The following is a 20,024-nucleotide window of genomic DNA, read 5'->3' as shown; positions in this document are numbered from 1 at the left end:
GTTAGTATAGTCCGTGACTGAAAGCGGCGAGGCAGCCGCCCCGCCTGTCCGCTCAACCACGGCGTTACCACCTGTCCATGCGCAAGAGTTCCGCTTCCGTTTTCCTGATCGGCCCGATGGGGGCCGGCAAGAGCACCATCGGCCGGCGCCTCGCGCGCCGGCTCGGTTTTGATTTCATTGACTGCGACGCCGCCCTCGAGGAGCGTACCGGGGTCGACATCCCGCGCATCTTCGACATCGAGGGGGAGGCCGGCTTCCGCACCCGGGAGTCGCGGCTGCTCGACGAGCTGACCCAGCGTCACGGCACCGTTCTGGCCACCGGCGGTGGCGCGGTGCTCGACGCCTCGAACCGGCGGCTGCTCGGCGGCCGAGGGCGGGTGGTCTACCTGCGCATCGGGCTCGCCACGCAGCTCGCCCGTGTACACGACAGCGACCGTCCGCTACTACGCACCGAAGACCCCAAAGCCCGCCTGGAGGCGCTCATGGCGGAACGCGCGCCGCTCTACGAGGGCCTCGCGGACGTGGTGGTGGACACGGACCAGGGCAGTGTGGATGCTGTGGTCGAGGGCATCGTGCAACAACTCGAAAGGATCGCGCCGTGACCGCAACGCCCCGAACCGTTCACGTGGATCTCGCCGAGCGCGGCTATCCCATCACCATTGGTCACGGCCTGCTCGGCGGCGAGGCGTTCACCCGGCAGCTGCGCGGCGATCAGGTCCTCATTGTGACCAACGAGACCGTGGCCCCGCTGTACCTCCAGGCCGTGCGCACCGCGCTGTACGACCGCCACGTGGAAACGCTGGTGCTGCCGGACGGAGAGGCGTACAAGACCCTCGCCACCCTGGAACGGGTCTACGACGCCCTGGTCGCCGCACGCTTCGACCGCAGCGCCACCCTGCTCGCCCTAGGCGGCGGCGTGATCGGCGACCTCACCGGCTTCGCCGCGGCCACCTACCAGCGCGGTGTCGACTTCATCCAGGTACCGACGACCCTGCTCGCCATGGTGGATTCCTCCGTGGGCGGAAAGACGGCTGTGAACCACCCGGAAGGCAAGAACATGATCGGCGCCTTCCACCAGCCGCGGCTGGTGCTCGCCGATACCGCCACCCTCGAGAGCCTGCCGGAGCGCGAGTTCCGCGCCGGTCTGGCGGAGGTCATCAAGTACGGGGTAATCCAGGACTACGCCTTCTTCCAGTGGCTGCAGCGCCACCTCGACGAGGTTCTTGCCCGCGATCCGGAGGCCCTCGCCCACGTCATCGAGCAATCCTGCCGCGACAAGGCACGCGTGGTCGCCGCGGACGAGCGCGAGACGGGACAGCGTGCGCTGCTCAATCTCGGCCACACATTCGGCCATGCCATCGAGACCGTCACCGGCTATACCGACTGGCTCCACGGCGAGGCGGTGGCCGCGGGGATATGCATGGCGGCCTGGATGTCCGTTCGCGAGGGCCGCATGGCGCGCACCGCATTCCAGCGCATCCACGACCTCATCGCGGCCGCCGGCCTGCCGACCCGTCCCCCGGCGGTCGACGCCGGGCGCTTCCGCGGGTGCATGGAGATCGACAAGAAGGCCCGAGGCGGACGGCTGCGCCTGGTCCTGCTCGAGGGTATCGGCAACGCCATGGTGACCGGCGGATTCGACGACGCTGCCCTGGAGGCGACCCTCGCCGAATACCTCGAGGCCCCCGGGGCGGAATGAACCGCGAGGTCCCGCCCATGCACCGCCCGCCGAGCCCCCTGCCGTGACCCGCCCCGACGCGCACGACGGCCTCGCCCCCTGGGCGGTGCGCACGAGCCGCGGCCGGCGCCACCCGGAGCCGGCACCGGAGTGGCGCAGCGAGTACCAGCGCGACCGCGACCGGATCATCCACGCCGGCGCGTTCCGGCGCCTGGAGTACAAGACCCAGGTCTTCCTGAACCACGAGGGCGACCTCTTCCGCACCCGTCTCACCCATTCCCTGGAGGTCAACCAGGTCGCCCGCACGATGGCCCGGGCCCTGGGCCTGAACGAGGACCTCGTCGAGGCCATCGCCCTCGCCCACGACCTCGGCCACACCCCCTTCGGCCACGCCGGCCAGGAGGCGCTCAACCGCTGCATGCGCGACCACGGCGGCTTCGAGCACAACCTCCAGTCCCTGCGGGTGGTCGACAGCCTGGAGCAGCGTTACGCGGAATTCGACGGTCTCAACCTCACCTTCGAGACCCGCGAGGGCGTTCTCAAGCGCTGCGCGCGCCGCCACGCCGAGCGCCTGGGCGACGTGGGCCAACGCTTCCTCGACGGCACCCACCCCAGCCTGGAGGCGCAACTCACCAACCTCGCCGACGAGATTGCCTACAACAGCCACGACGTCGACGACGGCCTTCGCGCCGGCCTGCTCGAACTCGACGCGCTTATCGAGGTGCCGCTGGTGGGAGAGATCCTCACCCACGTGCGCGAGAGTCACCCGGGCCTGGACGCACGGCGTACGATCTACCAGACCGTACGCCACCTCATCAGCCATCAGGTCGACGACCTGATCACCACCACCCGCACCCGGGTCGAGGCCGCCGCCCCCGTCGACGCCGACGCCGTGCGCACCGCGGAAGCCCCCCTCGCGGCATTCAGCCCGGAGATGGCCGAGGCCCACCGCGGGCTCAAACACTTCCTCTTCCACAACCTCTACCGCCACTACCGCGTCCACCGCATGACCACGAAGGCCCAGCGGGTGATCGAGGAGCTCTTCACCCTCCTGCATGGCGACCCCCAGCTGCTCCCGCCCCAGGCCCACGAGAGCGCACGCACTCTCGAACAGCGCCTCGGCGAGCGGGGACGCGCCCGGGCCGTGGCCGACTACATCGCCGGCATGACCGACCGTTTCGCCATCGCCGAGCACGAGCGGCTGCACGACCCCCGCCGCCTCGCCTGAGCCCGTCCCGGCGCCGTGCAACCCGGCTTGCCTCTTTACGAACACGCCCCGCAGCGGGTATTCTGCCCAGCCATTTGCCCAAAAAAATGGGCACCGGCGTCCGGCCACCGCACCCCGTGACGACCGCCCTTCGGGGCGGCAAGAACGCGGCGGCCCACGGGCGCCGGCAAAGCGTCAAACGGGGGGTGCGCCCGCCCCACCGAGCCCGCCAGAAGAACGGCAAAGACAGCTCACCCGGCGAGCGCCCCCACGGCCCAACACGCAGAGGCTATCTCCCGTGAACCATCACGACTTCAAGAAGGCGACGCTGTATCGCCCGGAATTCGAGAAGGACAACTGCGGCTTCGGCCTGATCGCCCACATGGACGGCGAGGCCAGCCACTGGCTGATCGAGACCGCCATCGGCGCGCTCACCCGCCTCACCCACCGCGGCGCCGTCGCCGCCGACGGCAAGACCGGAGACGGCTGCGGCCTGCTGATGAAGCTCCCACAGACGTTCCTGCGCACCGTCGCCGACGAGGCCGGCATCGAGCTCGCCGAGCGCTTCGCCGCCGGCTGTGTCTTTCTCTCCCGCGAGGACGAAGGCCGCGCCCGCGCCGCGCGCGACGCCCTGGCCGCCGCCATCGCGGAGCACGATCTGGCACTGGCGGGCTGGCGTGAGGTCCCCATCGATCCCGAGGCCTGCGGCGAGCAGGCACTCGCCTCTATGCCCCACATCGAGCAGGTCTTCGTGAACGCGCCGGCGGATATCGACGAACTCGAGTTCGAGCGGCGTCTGTTCTTCGCCCGCCGCGCCGCCGAGAAGGCCCTGGACGACGACCCGGAGTTCTATCTGCCGAGCCTTTCCGGTCGCGTGCTCTCCTACAAGGGTCTGGTGATGCCGGAATACCTGCCGGCGTTCTACCGCGACCTCCAGGATGAGCGCATGACCAGCGCCATGGTGGTGTTCCACCAGCGCTTCTCGACCAACACGCTGCCCCAGTGGCGGCTCGCCCAGCCCTTCCGCTACCTCGCACATAACGGCGAGATCAACACCATCAAGGGCAACCGCAACTGGGCCATGGCGCGGGCATACAAGTTCGAGACCCCGCTGCTGCCCGACATCGAGGCGATCCAGCCGCTGGTGAATCTGGAAGGCTCGGACTCCTCCAGCCTCGACAACATGCTCGACGTACTCATCACCGGCGGCATGGACATCTTCCGCGCCATGCGGCTGCTGATGCCGCCGGCGTGGCAGAACGTCGACACCATGGACGCCGACCTGCGCGCGTTCTACGAGTACCACTCCCAGCACATCGAGCCCTGGGACGGTCCCGCGGGCATCGTGCTCACCGACGGCCGCCATGCCGCCTGCGCGCTCGACCGCAACGGCCTGCGCCCGGCGCGCTGGGTGGTCACCCGCGACCGCCACATCACCCTGGCCTCCGAGGTCGGGGTATGGGACTACGCCCCCGAGGACGTGGTCTCCAAGGGCCGGCTCAAGCCGGGCGAGATGCTCGCCGCCGACACCGGGACCGGCGAGCTGCTGCTGCCCGCCGACATCGACGAGCGGCTGAAGAACCGCCAGCCCTACAAGCGCTGGCTCCAGCAGCACGCGCGCAACCTCAAGTCCCGGCTCAACGGCCACGGCGAGCGCCGCGGTCTGGCCCCGGACCAGCTCGGCGCCTACCAGAAGCAGTTCGGCGTGACCTTCGAGGAACGTGACCAGGTCCTGCGCGTGCTCGCCCAGGGCGGCCAGGAGGCCGTCGGCTCGATGGGCGACGACACGCCCATGCCGGTGCTCTCGAAGCAGGTCCGGCCGCTCTACGACAGCTTCCGCCAGCAGTTCGCCCAGGTCACCAACCCGGCGATCGACCCGCTGCGCGAGCAGATCGTGATGTCGCTGGAGACCTGCTTCGGCCGCGAGAAGAACCTCTTCGAGGAGTCCGAAGCCCATGCCCGGCGGCTGGTGGTGGACTCGCCGGTACTCTCCGACGAGAAGTTCGAGGCCCTGCTCGCCGAAACCGGCGAGGAGTACCGTCACGGCATCATCGACCTCAGCCACGACCGCGAAGGCGGGCTCGCCGAGGCACTGGACGCCATCTGCGGGCGTGCGGAATCGCTGGTGCGCGATGGCCACACCATCCTCGTGCTCTCCGACCGGGGCCTCGACGAGAATCGTATCCCGGTCCACGCGCTGCTCGCCACGGGCGCGGTCCACCACCACCTGGTGCATCGTGGCCTGCGCTGCGACGCCAACCTGGTGGTCGCCACCGGCACCGCCCGCAACTCCCACGAGTGCGCGGTGCTCATCGGCTACGGCGCCACGGCGGTGTATCCGTACATGGCCTACGAGGTCATCCAGGAGATGACCCGCAGCGGCCAGCTCAAGGGCTCGCCCCTGCCGGAGCTGCTGCGCAACTACCGCAAGGGCATCAACAAGGGGCTCTACAAGATCCTCTCGAAGATGGGGATATCCACCATCACCAGCTACCGCGGCGCCCAGCTCTTCGAGATCGTGGGCTTCGCGGACGAGGTGGTCGAGCGCTGTTTCCCCGGCACCGTCAGCCGGGTCCAGGGCGCCGGCTTCGCGGACCTGGAGGGCGACCAGCGCGACCTCCACGCCCGGGCCTGGCGGCGCAGCCTGCCACTCGACCAGGGCGGGCTGCTGAAGTTCGTGCACGGCGGCGAGTACCACGCCTTCAACCCGGACGTGGTGCGCACCCTCCAGGAGGCGGTCTACACCGGTGAGTACGCGCGCTACCGCGAGTTCTCCGAGACGGTGAACAGCCGCCCGGTCGCGACGTTCCGCGACATGTTCCGGCTCAGGGACGACACCCGGGCCATCCCGGTGGAGCAGGTCGAGCCACTCACCGAGATCCTCAAGCGCTTCGACTCCGCGGGGATGTCCCTCGGCGCGCTCTCCCCCGAGGCCCACGAGGCCCTGGCGATCGCCATGAACCGCCTGGGCGGACGCTCTAACTCCGGCGAGGGCGGCGAGGACCCGGCCCGCTTCGGCACCGAGCGCATGTCCAAGATCAAGCAGGTGGCCTCGGGCCGCTTCGGCGTGACCCCGCACTACCTGGTCAACGCCGAGGTGCTGCAGATCAAGGTCGCCCAGGGCGCCAAGCCCGGCGAGGGCGGCCAGCTGCCCGGGCACAAGGTCAACGAAATGATCGCCCGGCTGCGCTACTCCAAGCCCGGCGTGGCGCTGATCTCGCCGCCGCCGCACCACGACATCTACTCCATCGAGGACCTGGCGCAGCTCATCTTCGATCTCAAGCAGGTCAACCCGCAGGCACTGGTCTCGGTGAAGCTCGTCGCCGAGCCGGGCGTGGGCACGGTGGCGGCAGGCGTCGCCAAGGCGTACGCTGACCTCATCACCATCGCCGGCTACGACGGCGGCACCGGCGCGAGCCCGCTCACCTCGGTGAAGTACGCGGGCACGCCCTGGGAGCTCGGGCTGACCGAGACCCACCAGACCCTTCGGGCCAACGACCTGCGCGACAAGGTCCGGCTGCAGACCGACGGCGGTCTGAAGACCGGCCTGGACGTGATCAAGGCGGCCATCCTCGGCGCCGAGAGCTTCGGCTTCGGCACCGCACCGATGGTGGCCATGGGCTGCAAGTACCTGCGCATCTGCCACCTCAACAACTGCCCCACGGGGGTCGCGACCCAGCAGAAGGTCCTGCGGCTCAAGCACTTCGTGGGCACCCCGGAGCGCATCGCCAACTACTTCACCTTCGTGGCGATGGAGGTGCGCGAGCGCCTCGCCGCCCTCGGCGTACACTCGCTCCAGGAACTCATCGGCCGGCTGGACCTGCTCGAGCAACGTGAGCCCGAGACCGCCCGCCAGGCCCGGCTCGACCTCTCGCCGATCCTCTCCGACGGCGGCCTCGGCGACGACAAGCCCCAGTACTGCCTCGAGCCGCACAACGAGCCCTTCGACAAGGGCGAGCTCGCCGAGCAGATGGTGCGCGACACCCTGCCCGCCATCGAGGCCAAGTCCGGCGGCGAGTTCGAGTACACGGTGCGCAACAACAACCGCTCCATCGGCGCGCGCCTGTCCGGCGAGATCGCCCGGCGCTACGGCAACCTCGGCATGGCCGAGCAGCCCATCGTCCTGCGGCTCACCGGCACCGCCGGCCAGAGCTTCGGGGTGTGGAACGCCGCGGGTCTGCACATGCACCTCGCCGGCGACGCCAACGACTACGTGGGCAAGGGCATGGCCGGGGGCAAACTGGTCATCCACCCGCCGCAGGGCAGCACCTTCGCCAGCCAGGAGACCGCCATCGTCGGCAATACCTGCCTGTACGGCGCCACCGGCGGCAAGCTCTTCGCCGCCGGCACCGCCGGCGAGCGCTTCGCGGTGCGCAACTCCGGCGCCCACGCGGTGGTCGAGGGCATCGGCGATCACGGCTGCGAGTACATGACCGGCGGCGTGGTCTGCGTGCTCGGCACCACCGGCCTGAACTTCGGCGCAGGCATGACCGGCGGCTTCGCCTTCGTGCTGGATCTCGAGAACCGCTTCGTGGACCGCTACAACCACGAGCTCATCGACATCCACCGCATCCGCTCCGAGGCCATGGAGGCCCACCGCCACTACCTCCGCGACATGATCGAGGAGTACGTGGAGGAAACCGGCTCCGAGTGGGGCCGCGAGGTCCTCGACAACTTCCGCGATTACGTGGGGCGTTTCTGGCTGGTCAAGCCCAAGGCGGCGGACATCCACGAGGTGCTGGATACGCTGCGCCAGGCGGCCTGAGCGATCGACAACCGCGCGTGGCGGCCCGGTGCCGCCACGCCCCGAGACGAAGCGAGCTATGGGTAACAACTTTCAGTTCATCGAGGTCCCCCGTCAGGACCCGGAGAAGAAGGCGGCAGCGGCCCGCAAGGTCGAGTTCAAGGAGATCTACGGCAACTTCGATGCCGAGACGGCCGGCGCCCAGGCCGACCGCTGCGTGGAGTGCGGCAACCCCTACTGCGAGTGGAAGTGCCCGGTCCACAACTACATCCCGAACTGGCTGAAGCTGGTCGCCGAGGGCAACCTCTTCGAGGCGGCGGAGCTCTCCCACAAGACCAACTCCCTGCCGGAGGTGTGCGGACGGGTCTGCCCCCAGGACCGTCTCTGCGAGGGCGCCTGCACCCTTAACGACGGCTTCGGGGCGGTGACCATCGGCTCGGTGGAGCGCTACATCACCGACGAGGCCTTCAAGCAGGGCTGGCGCCCGGACATGTCCGGCGTGGTCCGCACCGGCCGGCGCGTGGCCATCATCGGCGCCGGCCCGGCGGGCCTCGGCGCGGCGGACATCCTCGTGCGCAACGGCGTGGACGCGGTGGTCTACGATCGCTACCCGGAGATCGGCGGCCTGCTGACCTTCGGCATCCCGCCGTTCAAGCTGGAGAAGGAGGTCATCGCCAAGCGCCGCGAGATCATGGAGTACACCGGCGTCGAGTTCCGCCTCGGCGTCGAGGTGGGGCGCGACGTCAGCTTCGAGACCCTGGAGCAGGAATACGACGCGGTGTTCCTGGGCATGGGCACCTACAACTACATGCGCGGCGGTTTCCCCGGCGAGGACAAGGAGGGTGTCTACGAGGCCCTGCCCTTCCTGGTGTCCAACATCAACCGCCTGATGGGCTTCGAGCGCGACCGCTCGGAGTACATCGACATGCGCGGCAAGCGCGTGGTGGTCCTCGGCGGCGGCGACACTGCCATGGACTGCAACCGCACCTCCCTGCGCCAGGGCGCCAAGAGCGTGACCTGCGCCTACCGGCGCGACGAGACCAACATGCCGGGCTCCCGCCGCGAGGTCTACAACGCCAAGGAGGAGGGCGTGCAGTTCCGCTGGAACCGCCAGCCCGTGGAGATCCTGGGCGACGGCCGGGTCGAGGGCGTGAAGGTCATCGAGACCCAGCTCGGCGCCCCGGACGAGCGCGGCCGCCGGCGCCCGGAGCCCGTGCCCGGCACCGAGGAGGTCATCCCCGCCGACCGCGTGCTCATCGCCTTCGGCTTCCGGCCGAGCCCGGCGGAGTGGTTCGAGTCCAACGCCATCGGCGTGGACGATCGCGACCGCGTGATCGTCGACAAGGCCGGGCGCTACCCCTACCAGACCGGCAACGAGAAGGTCTTTGCCGGCGGCGACATGGTCCGCGGATCGGACCTCGTGGTCACCGCCGTGTGGGAGGGCCGCGAGGCGGCCAAGGGCATCCTCGCCTACCTCGGGGTGTGAACCGCCAGCGCCCGTGCACCTGAGCGGCGGCCGATCCCGGCCGCCGCGGTCGCACTACGGCTGCAGGACAGCGCGTACCGGGCCGGCCGACCCTGGCGTGATACACTGCCGCGCGTCATCCAACCGGCCGGGACGCCACCGTGAGTGAACTCCAAAACGACCGACTCCTGCGCGCGCTCGCACGCGAGCCGGTAGACCGCACCCCGGTCTGGCTGATGCGCCAGGCCGGCCGCTATCTGCCCGAATACCGCCGTGTGCGCCAGCATGCCGGCAGCTTCATGGACCTGTGCCGCAACGCGGACCTCGCCTGCGAGGTCACCCTCCAGCCCCTGGAGCGGTTCGATCTGGACGCTGCCATCCTGTTCTCCGACATCCTCACCGTGCCCGACGCCATGGGCCTGGGACTGTATTTCGAGCCCGGCGAGGGCCCGCGTTTCGAGCGCCCGCTGCGCGACGTCGCCGCCATCGACGCCCTGCCGCAGCCGGACGTGGGTACGGAACTCGCCTACGTCACCGATGCTGTCTCGGTCATCCGCCGCGAGCTCGCGGGCCGGGTCCCGCTGATCGGCTTCAGCGGCAGCCCCTGGACGCTGGCGACCTACATGGTCGAGGGCGGGTCGAGCCGGGACTTCCGCCACATCAAGGCCCTGGCCTACGACGAGCCCGCCGCGCTGCACCGCCTGCTCGCGCGCACCGCCGACGCCGTCACGGACTATCTCAACGCCCAGAGCGCCGCCGGCGCCCAGGCGCTGATGATCTTCGACACCTGGGGCGGGGCACTGGCCCATGACGCCTACCGCGAGTTCTCCCTGGCCTACGCCCGGCGTGTCATCGAGGGACTCGTGCGCGAGCGCGAGGGCCGGCGGGTGCCGGTGGTGTTCTTCACCAAGGGCGGCGGGCTGTGGCTTGAGGCCATGGCCGACTGCGGCGCCGACGGCCTGGGCATGGACTGGACCATCGATCTGGGCGAGGCGCGCCGGCGCATCGGTGACCGCGTGGCGCTGCAGGGCAACCTCGACCCGAGCATCCTCTACGCCCGTCCGTCGGTGATCCGCGAGCAGGTCGCCCGCGTTCTGGCGGAGTTCGGTGACGGTCCCGGACACGTCTTCAACCTCGGCCATGGGGTCCATCCGCAGATCCCGCCGGAGCACGTGGCCGCCATGGTGGAGGCGGTCCACGAGCTGAGCCCCGCCCGCCATGGCCGCTAGGCGTCCACGCAACCGTCACCGCGGCGGTGTCCGCGTGCTCTCGGCCGGGGTCGCCGTGATCCGCCGCGACGACGACTCCGGCGACTGGCGGTTGCTGATGCTGCGCGCCTACCAGTACTGGGACTTCCCGAAAGGGCAGGTCGAGTCCGGCGAGACGCCCCTGGAAGGCGCGCGCCGGGAGGTGGCGGAGGAGACCGGAATCACCCGGCTCGCGTTCCACTGGGGCCACTGCTACTTCGAGACCGGCCCCTACGCCCAGGGCAAGCTCGCGCGCTACTACATCGCCGAGACGCCGGAGGAAGAGGTCGTGATGGGCATCAATCCCGAGCTCGGGCGCCCGGAGCACCAGGAGTACCGCTGGATGGACTTCGACGAGGCCTTCCGGCTGACCTCCCCACGGGTCCAGCGGGTGCTGCGCTGGCTGCGACGCCGTCTGGAGCCCGCCGACGGGGAGGAGGACGCCTCCGGCGGGGCGTAGTCAGGCGCTGCGCTGACCGATTCGCGGCTCCTCCCCCGCGACGATACGACGGATGTTGCCGCGGTGGCGCCAGAAGGAGAAGGCCGTCATCGCCGCCATGGCCGCGGCCAGCGCCGGCTCGCCGGTCAGCCCCCAGACGTAGAGCGGCGCCAGCAGGAAGGCCGTCAGGGCAGACAGCGAGGAGAGTCGTGTCACCGCAGCCACCAGCACCCAGGTCGCCGCCGTGACGGCGAGCACCGCCCAGGACCAGCCGAGCAGCACCCCCAGACCCGTCGCCACGCCCTTGCCGCCGCGGAAACCGAAAAAGACCGGGTAGAGGTGCCCCAGGAACGCGGCGAGGCCGGTCAGCCCCACCACCACCGGCGCGGCCCCGAACGCCATCGCCGCCCATACCGGCAGTGTGCCCTTGAAGAAGTCGCCAGCCAGCGTCAGTGCCGCCGCGGGCCGCCCGCCGAGACGCAGCACGTTGGTCGCGCCGGGATTGCCGGAGCCCCCGCCGCGGGGATCGGGCAGGCCCATGAGCCGGCAGACCAGCACCGCCGAGGACACCGAGCCGACCAGATAACCGATGAGCACGAGTACAATCGTCATAGTGCCGCCATTCCAGCCGGTGCCCGGGCCGGGGTCAAGCCCGGCGCACGGCCCGGTGAGTTGGTAAGCCACCGCGCCCCGCGGGTATCATGACGCGACTCGTTACGGGATCACCAACATGGACAGCGTATTCATCGAGGGCCTGGAGCTGCGCGCACGCATCGGCGTGTGGGACTGGGAACGGGCGCTGAACCAGCGGCTGCGCCTGGACCTGGAGCTCGCCGCCGACGTCGCCGCCGCCGCAGCCAGCGACGAGCTGGCCGATGCGGTCAGTTACGCCGACGTCGCCGCCTGGCTGGTCGAGGCCGCCGGCGCCAGCGACTTCCGGCTGCTCGAGGCCCTCGCCGAACACCTGGCGGACGGCGTGCGCACGCGCTTCGGCGTGTCCTGGCTGCGTCTGTCGCTGACCAAGCCCGGCGCCGTGGCCGGCGCCCGGGGTGTCGGTGTACGCATCGAACGGGGAGCCACCGGGCAGGCATGACGCGGGTCTACGTCAGCATCGGCAGCAACATCGACCGCGAGCGCAACGTCCGCTCGGCGCTGGCCGCGCTACGCGCGCGCTACGGCGAGCTGGAGATCTCGCCGGTCTACGAGACCGAGGCCGTGGGCTTCGACGGGGACAGTTTCCTCAACCTCGTGGTCGGCTTCGACGCCGACGCCGACTCCGACCCGGCCACGCTCACCGACGAGCTCAAGGCGGTGGAACACGAGCACGGCCGTGAGCGCCGCGCCCAGGGGCGCTACAACTCCCGCACCCTGGACCTCGATCTCCTCACCTGGGGCGAGGAGGCCTACGAGGACGGCCGCATCCACCTGCCCCGGGCGGAGATCCAGCGCTACGCCTTCGTCCTGCGCCCCCTCGCGGACATCGCCGGCGAACGCCGCCACCCCACCCTCGGCCGGCGCTACGCGGATCTCTGGGCGGACTTCGACGCCAGCGATCAGGCCATGCGCCGCATCCACCTGGAGTGATCCCGTGGCCGATGCCCTGCCACTGCCCGATACCGACGCCGCCGCACACAGCGGGCGGCTGGTCGAGCGCATCGTCGCAGCCATCGATGCCGCCGGCGGCACCGTCGGCTTCGACCGTTTCATGGAAATGGCGCTGTACGAACCGGGGCTCGGCTACTACAGCGCCGGGCAGCCCCGCTTCGGCGCCGGCGGCGACTACACCACCGCGCCGCTGACCACGCCGCTGTTCTCGCGCACGCTGGCGCGGCAGTGCGCGGAGGTCCTGGCGCGCATGGACGGCGGCGATATCCTGGAGTTCGGCGCCGGCACCGGCCGCATGGCCGCGGACATCCTCCTCGAGCTCGACGCCCTCGGCGAGGCGCCCCGGCGCTACTTCATCCTCGAGGTCAGTGCCGCGCTGCGCGAGGAGCAGGCGCGCACCCTCGCCGACGCCCTGCCTGACGGTCTGTACGAACGCGTGGACTGGCTCGAACGCCTGCCGGAGGCACCGCTGGACGGGGTGATCCTCGCCAACGAGGTGCTCGACGCCCTGCCGGTGCGGCGTTTCCAGGTCAGCGAAGACGGCCTTCACAGCCTCGCGGTGGGCCATGACCGCGGACACCTGGCATACCGCCTGAGCGAACCGGACACCGCCACCCGCAAGGCCGTCGCCGCCATCGAGGCGGACCTGGACACCCCCCTGCCGCGGGGATACAGCAGCGAGTACTGCCCCGCTCTGGACGGCTGGATCGGCGCCCTCGCCGACAGCCTCCGCCACGGCGTCGCCCTGCTCGTGGACTACGGCTACCCGCGACGCGAGTACTACCACCCGGAGCGGGCCATGGGCACGCTGCTGTGCCATTACCGCCACCGCGCCCATGACGACGCGCTCTGGTACCCCGGTCTCCAGGACATCACGGCGTCGGTGGACTTCACCGCCGCCGCGCGCGCGGCCTGCGCCGCGGGCCTGGACGTGCTCGGCTTCACCACCCAGGCACACTTCCTCCTCGGTGCCGGGCTGCCCGGGCTGATCGAGGCGGAGATGGCCGCCGGCACCGAGGCCGGCGTAATCGCCGCACAGCAGGCGAAACCGCTGGTCATGCCCGCGGGCATGGGCGAGCGCTTCAAGGTCCTCTATCTCGGCCGGGGCATGAACGAGCCGCTCACCGGCCTGTCCGTCGCCGACCAGACCGGGCGCCTCGGGGCGCTGACCAGCAGGCGATGACGTCCGTCATCCTGGTCATCGGCGAACAGCAGGGCGGCATTGCCGACGCCCTGCGCGCCGCGGACCTCCGGATGATCCACCATGCCGACACCGACGCCGCCCGCGAATGGCTCGCCGCACGCTGGCCCGCGGCCGTAGTCGTCAGCCCCCGGCCGGCGTCACTTGAGCTGGTACGCGAGCTCCGCGGGCACGAGCCGGACGGCGTCACCCCCATCCTGGTCGCTGCCACGGATCCCGCTGACCCCGCCATCGGCACGGCCATCGCCGCCGGCTGCGACGATGTCCTCACCCCCCCGTGCCCACCGGCGGTCGTGCGTGCACGCATCGACGGACTGCTGCGGCGTGCCGATTACCAGCGCGCCGCAGCCCGGCACCTGGGACCACGGCTGCATCAGCGGCTCACCGCTGGCACCGCCACCGGTCACGGTGACACCGAGACGGTCGACGCCTGCGTCCTGTTCACGGATCTCTGCGGCTTTACCGCGCTGTCGCAGACCGGCGCGTCCGCGGAGAGGCTGTTCGGGATGGTGAGCGCCCGCCTCGCGGCCCAGGTAACGGCGATTCACGACCGTGGCGGCTTCGTGGCCGGATTCAGCGGCGACGGGCTGATGGCCCTGTTCGACGGCCCGGAGCGTGGCCGGCGCGCCGCCACCTGTGCCCAGGCGATCCTCGCCACAGACCGCGACGACCACACCGCCCTGCCCCTCGCCGCCGGCCTGCATGCCGGCCAGGTCGCGCTGGGGGACCTGGGCAGCCCGCAGCACCTGGACTACACGGCCATAGGCGCCCCGGTGAACGTGGCCGCCAGGCTGTGCAGCGCCGCCCGCCCCGGCCAGGTCCTGGTCTCGGAGGCGGCCCGCCATCTCGCCGGTGACGGCCTGCCCTTCGCGCGCCCGCGCGAGCGCCGCCTGCGCGGACTTGCCGCCCCCGTACGTGTGTACTCTCTCGCCCCCGTCACCACCACGGAGCAACACTGACGATCATGGACTGGCTGCACGCACTGATTCTCGGCCTGCTGCAGGGACTGACCGAATTCCTGCCCATCTCCAGCTCGGCCCACCTGATCCTCGTGCCGATCGTCACCCACTGGCCGGACCAGGGACTCGATTTCGACATCGCCGTCCATGTGGGCACGCTCACCGCCGTCCTCGCCTACTTCCGGCACACGCTCTGGCGGCTGATCACGGAGACACTGCTCGGCCTGCGCACCGGCCGCCTTCGGGGCGAGGGCTGGCTCGGGATGATGATCGTGGCGGCAACAGTGCCCATCGTGCTCGCCGGGGGCGCCTTCGAGGCCCTGGCCGGCGACGACGCCCTGCGCGGACCGCTGGTCATCGCGGCCGCCAATCTGGTCTTCGCCGTGGCGCTCTGGGCCGCCGCGCGCTACTGCCGCGGCACGGGCGACGAGCAGGCCATCCGCCTGCCCGCGGCACTCGCCATCGGCCTCGCCCAGTGCCTGGCGATCATCCCCGGTACGTCACGCTCCGGCGTGACCATGACCGCCGGGCTCATGGTGGGGCTGGCGCCGACCGCGGCGGCGCGCTTCTCGTTCCTGCTCTCCATCCCCACCATCGCCATCGCCGGGGCCTGGAAGGGACTCGACCTGCTCACCACCGCGACACCGGTGGACTGGGGCGCGATCGCCATCGGCACCGGCGTCTCCGCCGTGGCAGCCTATGCCTGCATCGCGGCCTTCCTGGCGCTGCTCGACCGCATCGGCATGACCCCGTTCGTGATCTACCGGCTCCTGCTCGGGGCGGTGCTGCTGTTCGTGTTCTGGTAACGCGTCAGCCCAGCAGCGCCAGGACCACCAGCACCACGACCTCGACCAGCACCATGGCGGCACCGGTGGTGTCGCCGGTGATACCGCCGAGCCGCCGCAGGCAGGCCGCACGCACCGCGTAGACCGTCGCCCCGGCGGCAATCAGCGCCACCGGCCCGGCACCGCCGGCCAGCAGGCTCGCCGCCGCGGCCGCCAGCAGCCCCAGGCGCACGGCGGTTGGGTCCGCACCGCCGGCCAGCGCCGTGCCCAGGCCGGCGGTGCGGAGATAGGGTGTCGTCAGGAACAGCGCCGGGGCCGCAGCACGACTGAGCACGCCGGCGACCAGCAGGGCCGCCACCGCACCGGTGCCGGCGAGCGTGGCCACCGCCGCGAATTCCACCAGCAGGACCACGACCACCGCCGCGACGCCCACCGGTCCGCAGCTCGGATCCTTCATGATCGCCAGGGTGCGCTCCGCATCCCCCAGGCCGCCGACCCACGCGTCCGCGCTGTCGGCCAGCCCGTCCAGGTGCAGCGCCCCGGAGACGACCACCAGCACTGCGACCGCCAGCGCCCCGCCGAGCAGCCCCGCCGTGCCGGCGAGCAGCACCGCTGCGGCGGCAAGCAGGCCGATCACGGCACCGACAAGCGGATACCACGCGAGCGAGCGCCCGGTGGTCGCCGCGTCCATCCGCCGCGGCCGCACCGGCAGGCGGGTCAGGAAGGCGAAGGCCACGCGCAGCGGCTCCGTCATGCCCGTGACCTCGCGTGGAACACCAGGCTCGGCGCCGGCCGGCCGTTGATGTCGGACTGCACCCGCAGCCGGGTCACGCCGGCGTTCGGCACCTCCAGGCGCAGGACCGCCGCCAGCGACATGTCGAGGACGTGGGCCAGCAGCATGCGAATGAGCCCCCCGTGGCCCACCACCAGGGTGTGCACGTCGGCGGTGCCGGCGAGCCGTTCCCAGCCGGGGACCACCCGCTCACGGAACCCGGCGAGCGACTCGCCGCCGGGCGGCGTGGCGGCCACCGGATCCGCCCAGTAGGCCTGCATCGCCTCCGGCGTCTGCGCCAGGATCTCCGCGACCTCACGACCCTCCCACTCGCCGAAGGAGATCTCGGTGAAGGCCGGCTCCACGGCCACGGGCGCGCCGATCCGCTCGCCGAGGGCCTCAGCGAATGCCCGGCAACGCGTGAGCGGAGAGGTCACGATACGTTTCCACGGCGGCGCCTCCGGCACCGCCGCCCACATCTGCGCCCAGCCCTCCTCCGATAGCGGGTCGTCCCGGTGCCCCCGGTAGCGGCGCCCGCCCACCGGCATGCCATGGCGGATAAGATCGATGAACACCGCATCACCGGTGTCGATACGCTGCATCGCTCAGCCCTCCCCGGCGGCCACCGCCGCCTCCTCGAAGGTGGCCATGCCGCCGTGCACCTCGCAGGCCAGACGCAGCAGCGGCACCGCCGCCGCGGCGCCACTGCCCTCGCCGAGCCGCAGCCCGAGCGCAAGCAGGGGGTCGGCGTCCAGTGCCCGGAGCACCGCGCGATGGCCGGGCTCGTCCGAGGTATGGGCGAAGATCAGCCACGGTGCCAACGAGGGCGTGCGCCGGACCGCCGCCAGGGCCGCCACGGTCACGATGAACCCGTCCACCAGGGTCGGCACGCCGCTGGCCGCCGCCCGCTCCATGGCCGCCGCCAGAGCGACGATCTCGAAACCACCGAGGCAACGGAGGGCATCGTCCGGCCCGTTGATAGCATCGCGGTGCCGTGCCAGCCCCTCGCCGATCACCGCCGCCTTGCGGCTGACGCCGGCGGCGTCGAGGCCGGTGCCCGGCCCGGCCAGCTCAGTGGGCTCGGCGTCCAGCAGCGCACACGCGACCGCGGCGGCGGCGGTCGTGTTCGCGATACCCATCTCCCCGCCGACGAACACCTGAGCCCCGGCGTCCACGGCCTCGTCCGCCGCGGCCCGGCCGCTGGCCGAGGCCGCCGCCAGGGCCTCCGCGGACATCGCCGGCCCGACAGTAAAATCGGCTGTCCCGCGGCCGGCACGCGCCAGCGTCACGCCCTCGGGGACCGAGTAGTCGGTGGCTGAGCCGACGTCCACCACCCGCAGCGACGCGCCGAGCCGGTTAGCGAGCACGCTTACCGCGGCACCGCCGGCGGCGAAGTTGGCGATCATCTGCACCGTCACCTCGGCGGGAAAGACCGACACGCCCCGGGCGGCGACGCCATGATCCGCGGCGAACACCACGATGCCCACCCGGTCCGCCGAGGGGCGCTCGCTGCCCTGGAACCCCGCCATGCGCACGGCCAGTTCCTCCAGCCGGCCCAGTGAACCCGGGGGCTTTGTGAGGTTGGCCTGCCGCGCCCGGGCGCGGTCCATGGCCGCCGTGTCCGGCGGTGCGATCGCTGGGGATGTGCTCATCGCTCGTCCTTCAGTATCTGGGGGAGACCGGCGGTCACGAGGGCGACGCGCTCGCAGCGCTCGGCGACGGCCTGGTGGAGCCGGCCGGCCTCGTCCACGAACCAGCGCGACACCGCGTCGGCGGGGATCACGCCGCCTCCCACATCGTTGCTGACCATCAGCACCCGGCCGGGCAGGCCGGGCAGGGCATCAAGGAGATCGGTACGGGCGTCAGGCCAGGCGTCCGGCTGCTCCAGGAACCGCGTCAGCCACAAGGTCAGGCAGTCCACCAGCAGACAGCGTCCGGGCGCGGCCTCGCCGGCAAGCACCCCGGCGAGATCCATATCAGTCTCGCGGGTCCGCCAGTGGACGGGACGACGATCCCGGTGGCGGCGGATACGCTCGGCCATCGCGTCGTCACCGGCACAGGCGGTCGCGACGTAGACGACGTCGGCCGTCTCCGCCGCCCTGGATTCGGCATAACGGCTCTTGCCCGACTTCACGCCACCGAGTACGAGCTCGCGCATCCGCCATCCCTCCTGACCCAACGGAAGCCGCGAGGATACCAGCTTTGACGCAGGCCCCGCCGCGGGTTGGACGCGCGTGGCCGGCACACCGCACACTAATCCGTCCAGAGGCATTCCCACACGTCAGGGCACCGCGGGACCGCGGCGACAGGTGCGCCGATACAGCCACCCGTTCAGGCCCCCGGGCGCCGGCGCGGCTGACGCATGGCAATGCCTCCGGCAAGATCGCCCATCCGCCTTATGGCACCCACCAGCCACGAGAGGGACAGCATGGAATACCGCCAACTCGGGGATACCGACGTACGGGTCAGCCGGCTCTGCCTGGGCACCATGACCTGGGGCCACCAGAACACCGAGGCCGAGGCCCACGCCCAGATGGATGCCGCCCGCGAGCGCGGGATCAACTTCTTCGACACCGCCGAAATGTACCCCGTGCCGAGCCACGCGGACACCTGGGGCACCACGGAGCGCTACATCGGCAGTTACTTCGCCGCCGGCGCGCCCCGCGACTCGGTGTTCCTGGCGACCAAGTGCGTCGGCCCGGGGGTGAAGCACATCCGCGACGGCAGGCCGAGCTACGACGCCCAGGGACTGCGCCAGGCCCTGGAGGGCAGCCTCCGGCGCCTGCAGACGGACTACGTCGACCTCTACCAGCTCCACTGGCCCAAGCGTCCGAGCAACTACTTCGGCCGCCTGGGCTACACCTATCCCGAGGAGGACGTGGAGCCGGGGATCGAGGAGACCCTGCGCGCCCTCGCGGACCTCGTCGACGAGGGCAAGATCCGCTATATCGGCCTCTCCAACGAGACCCCCTGGGGCGTGATGCGTTTCCTCCAGCTCGCCGAGCGTCACGGCCTGCCCCGGGTGGTCTCGGTGCAGAACCCGTACAGTCTGGTCAACCGCAGCTTCGAAGTGGGACTGGCGGAGATCGCGCACCGCGAGTACACCGGGCTGCTGGCCTACTCCCCCCTAGCCTTCGGCGCGCTCACCGGCAAGTACCTGAACGGCGCACGCCCGGAGGGCGCCCGCCTGACCCGCTACACCCAGTTCAAGCGCTACCTGGGCGAGCCCGGCGAGACGGTAACGGCACGCTACGTCGCGCTGGCACGGGAGCACGGACTGGACCCGGCGCAGATGGCCCTCGCCTACGTCAACTCGCGGCCGTTCCTCACCAGCAACATCATCGGCGCCACCACCATGGAGCAGCTCCACAGCAACATGGACAGCGAGACGCTGGCGCTGCCGGAGACGGTGATCGAGGGCATAGAGGCGATCCACCGGGACAACGCCAACCCCTGCCCCTAGCAGGGCCACCGGGAAACAGCGCGGCGCGGGACTCGGCATCCGCGCCGCGTTGCGGTAGGCTTTTGATATCCGGGCCGGGGCCTGCCCCCGGGCCCATGCCGACCGCCAGGAGGGCGGAAGGCGATGACGCGCCGCACCGGCGCGATCCGGCGATCGACCAGGGACGGTGACACATGCCCGACGACACCTCTGCGGACCGGCTGCTCGATCATTTCGACGTCGAGCTCACGCAGCACCAGCGGCTGCTGCGCCTGGAGCTCGGCGCACCGGCCGGGCTGCTCCCCCACCGCCTGGTCGGCGAGGAGGCGGTGAGCGCCCCCTTCCGCTACCGCCTCGACTGCCTCTGCCAGCGCGGCGATCTCGAGCTCAAGCACCTCATCGGCGCCCCCGCCCGGCTCGCCATCCGCCAGGCCGACGCCAGCGAGCGCCCCCTCCACGCCCTCGTCGCCGAGGCCGCCC

General features: G+C 71.1%; 19 protein-coding genes. 14 read left to right on the top strand and 5 right to left on the bottom strand.

Going from position 1 to position 20,024, the window contains the following annotated elements; genetic code table 11:
* Nucleotides 1-77: 77 nt before the first annotated feature.
* From aroK to C516_RS0112065, 7 genes are all read left to right on the top strand, one after another.
* The gene (gene aroK / locus C516_RS0112095) at nt 78-602 is read left to right on the top strand and encodes a shikimate kinase AroK (RefSeq protein ID WP_018718658.1); all 525 of its coding nucleotides are present in this window, start codon (nt 78-80) and stop codon (nt 600-602) included.
* Nucleotides 599-1,699, top strand: coding sequence for a 3-dehydroquinate synthase (gene aroB, locus C516_RS0112090; RefSeq protein ID WP_026321148.1), 1,101 nt, complete (start codon nt 599-601; stop codon nt 1,697-1,699). Before aroK ends, aroB begins: the two co-directional genes overlap by 4 nt.
* Before the next feature lie 43 nt (nt 1,700-1,742).
* Nucleotides 1,743-2,906 (top strand): deoxyguanosinetriphosphate triphosphohydrolase, encoded by a 1,164-nt coding sequence (locus tag C516_RS0112085; RefSeq protein WP_018718656.1) that lies wholly within the window; start codon nt 1,743-1,745, stop codon nt 2,904-2,906.
* 277 nt (nt 2,907-3,183) lie between these two features.
* Nucleotides 3,184-7,650: a glutamate synthase large subunit gene (gene gltB, locus C516_RS0112080; RefSeq protein WP_018718655.1), complete on the top strand. Its 4,467-nt coding sequence runs from the start codon at nt 3,184-3,186 to the stop codon at nt 7,648-7,650.
* Between the two features lie 58 nt (nt 7,651-7,708).
* Nucleotides 7,709-9,115 (top strand): FAD-dependent oxidoreductase, encoded by a 1,407-nt coding sequence (locus C516_RS0112075; RefSeq protein ID WP_018718654.1) that lies wholly within the window; start codon nt 7,709-7,711, stop codon nt 9,113-9,115.
* Between the two features lie 140 nt (nt 9,116-9,255).
* A complete protein-coding gene (gene hemE, locus C516_RS0112070; protein WP_018718653.1) occupies nt 9,256-10,323 on the top strand; it encodes a uroporphyrinogen decarboxylase in 1,068 nt (355 codons plus the stop codon).
* A complete protein-coding gene (locus C516_RS0112065) occupies nt 10,313-10,801 on the top strand; it encodes an NUDIX domain-containing protein (RefSeq protein WP_051088233.1) in 489 nt (162 codons plus the stop codon). Before hemE ends, C516_RS0112065 begins: the two co-directional genes overlap by 11 nt.
* Here C516_RS0112065 and plsY read toward each other — a convergent pair whose 3' ends face one another.
* Nucleotides 10,802-11,392 (bottom strand): glycerol-3-phosphate 1-O-acyltransferase PlsY, encoded by a 591-nt coding sequence (gene plsY / locus C516_RS0112060; protein WP_018718651.1) that lies wholly within the window; start codon nt 11,390-11,392, stop codon nt 10,802-10,804.
* A 118-nt stretch (nt 11,393-11,510) separates the two neighbouring features.
* Here plsY and folB point away from each other — a divergent pair, with 118 nt between their 5' ends.
* From folB to C516_RS0112035, 5 genes are read left to right on the top strand one after another with little or no spacing between them, the layout of a single operon-like run.
* Nucleotides 11,511-11,873 carry a dihydroneopterin aldolase gene (gene folB, locus C516_RS0112055; protein WP_018718650.1) on the top strand — a complete coding sequence of 121 codons (363 nt, stop codon included), beginning with the start codon at nt 11,511-11,513 and terminating at the stop codon, nt 11,871-11,873.
* On the top strand, nt 11,870-12,364 hold the full coding sequence (gene folK, locus C516_RS0112050) for a 2-amino-4-hydroxy-6-hydroxymethyldihydropteridine diphosphokinase (RefSeq protein WP_018718649.1): 495 nt from the start codon (nt 11,870-11,872) through the stop codon (nt 12,362-12,364). The genes folB and folK overlap by 4 nt, the downstream gene beginning before the upstream one ends.
* Nucleotides 12,365-12,368: 4 nt before the next feature.
* Nucleotides 12,369-13,568, top strand: a complete 1,200-nt coding sequence (locus C516_RS0112045; RefSeq protein ID WP_018718648.1) for a class I SAM-dependent methyltransferase — start codon at nt 12,369-12,371, stop codon at nt 13,566-13,568.
* Complete coding sequence (locus C516_RS0112040) at nt 13,565-14,545, top strand: adenylate/guanylate cyclase domain-containing protein (RefSeq protein WP_018718647.1); 981 nt, start codon at nt 13,565-13,567, stop codon at nt 14,543-14,545. The genes C516_RS0112045 and C516_RS0112040 overlap by 4 nt, the downstream gene beginning before the upstream one ends.
* A 5-nt stretch (nt 14,546-14,550) precedes the next feature.
* A complete protein-coding gene (locus C516_RS0112035; RefSeq protein ID WP_018718646.1) occupies nt 14,551-15,351 on the top strand; it encodes an undecaprenyl-diphosphate phosphatase in 801 nt (266 codons plus the stop codon).
* 4 nt (nt 15,352-15,355) lie between these two features.
* Here C516_RS0112035 and cobS read toward each other — a convergent pair whose 3' ends face one another.
* From cobS to cobU, 4 genes are read right to left on the bottom strand one after another with little or no spacing between them, the layout of a single operon-like run.
* Nucleotides 15,356-16,084, bottom strand: a complete 729-nt coding sequence (gene cobS / locus C516_RS0112030; protein WP_018718645.1) for an adenosylcobinamide-GDP ribazoletransferase — start codon at nt 16,082-16,084, stop codon at nt 15,356-15,358.
* Nucleotides 16,081-16,704, bottom strand: a complete 624-nt coding sequence (locus tag C516_RS0112025) for a histidine phosphatase family protein (protein WP_018718644.1) — start codon at nt 16,702-16,704, stop codon at nt 16,081-16,083. The genes cobS and C516_RS0112025 overlap by 4 nt, the downstream gene beginning before the upstream one ends.
* A 3-nt stretch (nt 16,705-16,707) precedes the next feature.
* A complete protein-coding gene (gene cobT / locus C516_RS0112020; RefSeq protein WP_026321147.1) occupies nt 16,708-17,754 on the bottom strand; it encodes a nicotinate-nucleotide--dimethylbenzimidazole phosphoribosyltransferase in 1,047 nt (348 codons plus the stop codon).
* Complete coding sequence (gene cobU / locus C516_RS0112015; RefSeq protein ID WP_018718642.1) at nt 17,751-18,260, bottom strand: bifunctional adenosylcobinamide kinase/adenosylcobinamide-phosphate guanylyltransferase; 510 nt, start codon at nt 18,258-18,260, stop codon at nt 17,751-17,753. Before cobU ends, cobT begins: the two co-directional genes overlap by 4 nt.
* A gap of 270 nt (nt 18,261-18,530) precedes the next feature.
* On the opposite strand from cobU, the gene C516_RS0112010 reads away from it, so the two are divergent.
* Nucleotides 18,531-19,565 carry an NADP(H)-dependent aldo-keto reductase gene (locus C516_RS0112010; RefSeq protein WP_018718641.1) on the top strand — a complete coding sequence of 345 codons (1,035 nt, stop codon included), beginning with the start codon at nt 18,531-18,533 and terminating at the stop codon, nt 19,563-19,565.
* 173 nt (nt 19,566-19,738) lie between these two features.
* A partial coding sequence (locus tag C516_RS19420; protein ID WP_040409525.1) for a contractile injection system protein, VgrG/Pvc8 family occupies nt 19,739-20,024 on the top strand: 286 nt, incomplete at its 3' end.

The organism is Arhodomonas aquaeolei DSM 8974, assembly GCF_000374645.1.
Classification (GTDB): domain Bacteria; phylum Pseudomonadota; class Gammaproteobacteria; order Nitrococcales; family Nitrococcaceae; genus Arhodomonas; species Arhodomonas aquaeolei.
The sequence above is the reverse complement of the archived record's forward strand: the minus strand, read 5'-3'. Positions and strand labels throughout refer to the sequence as shown.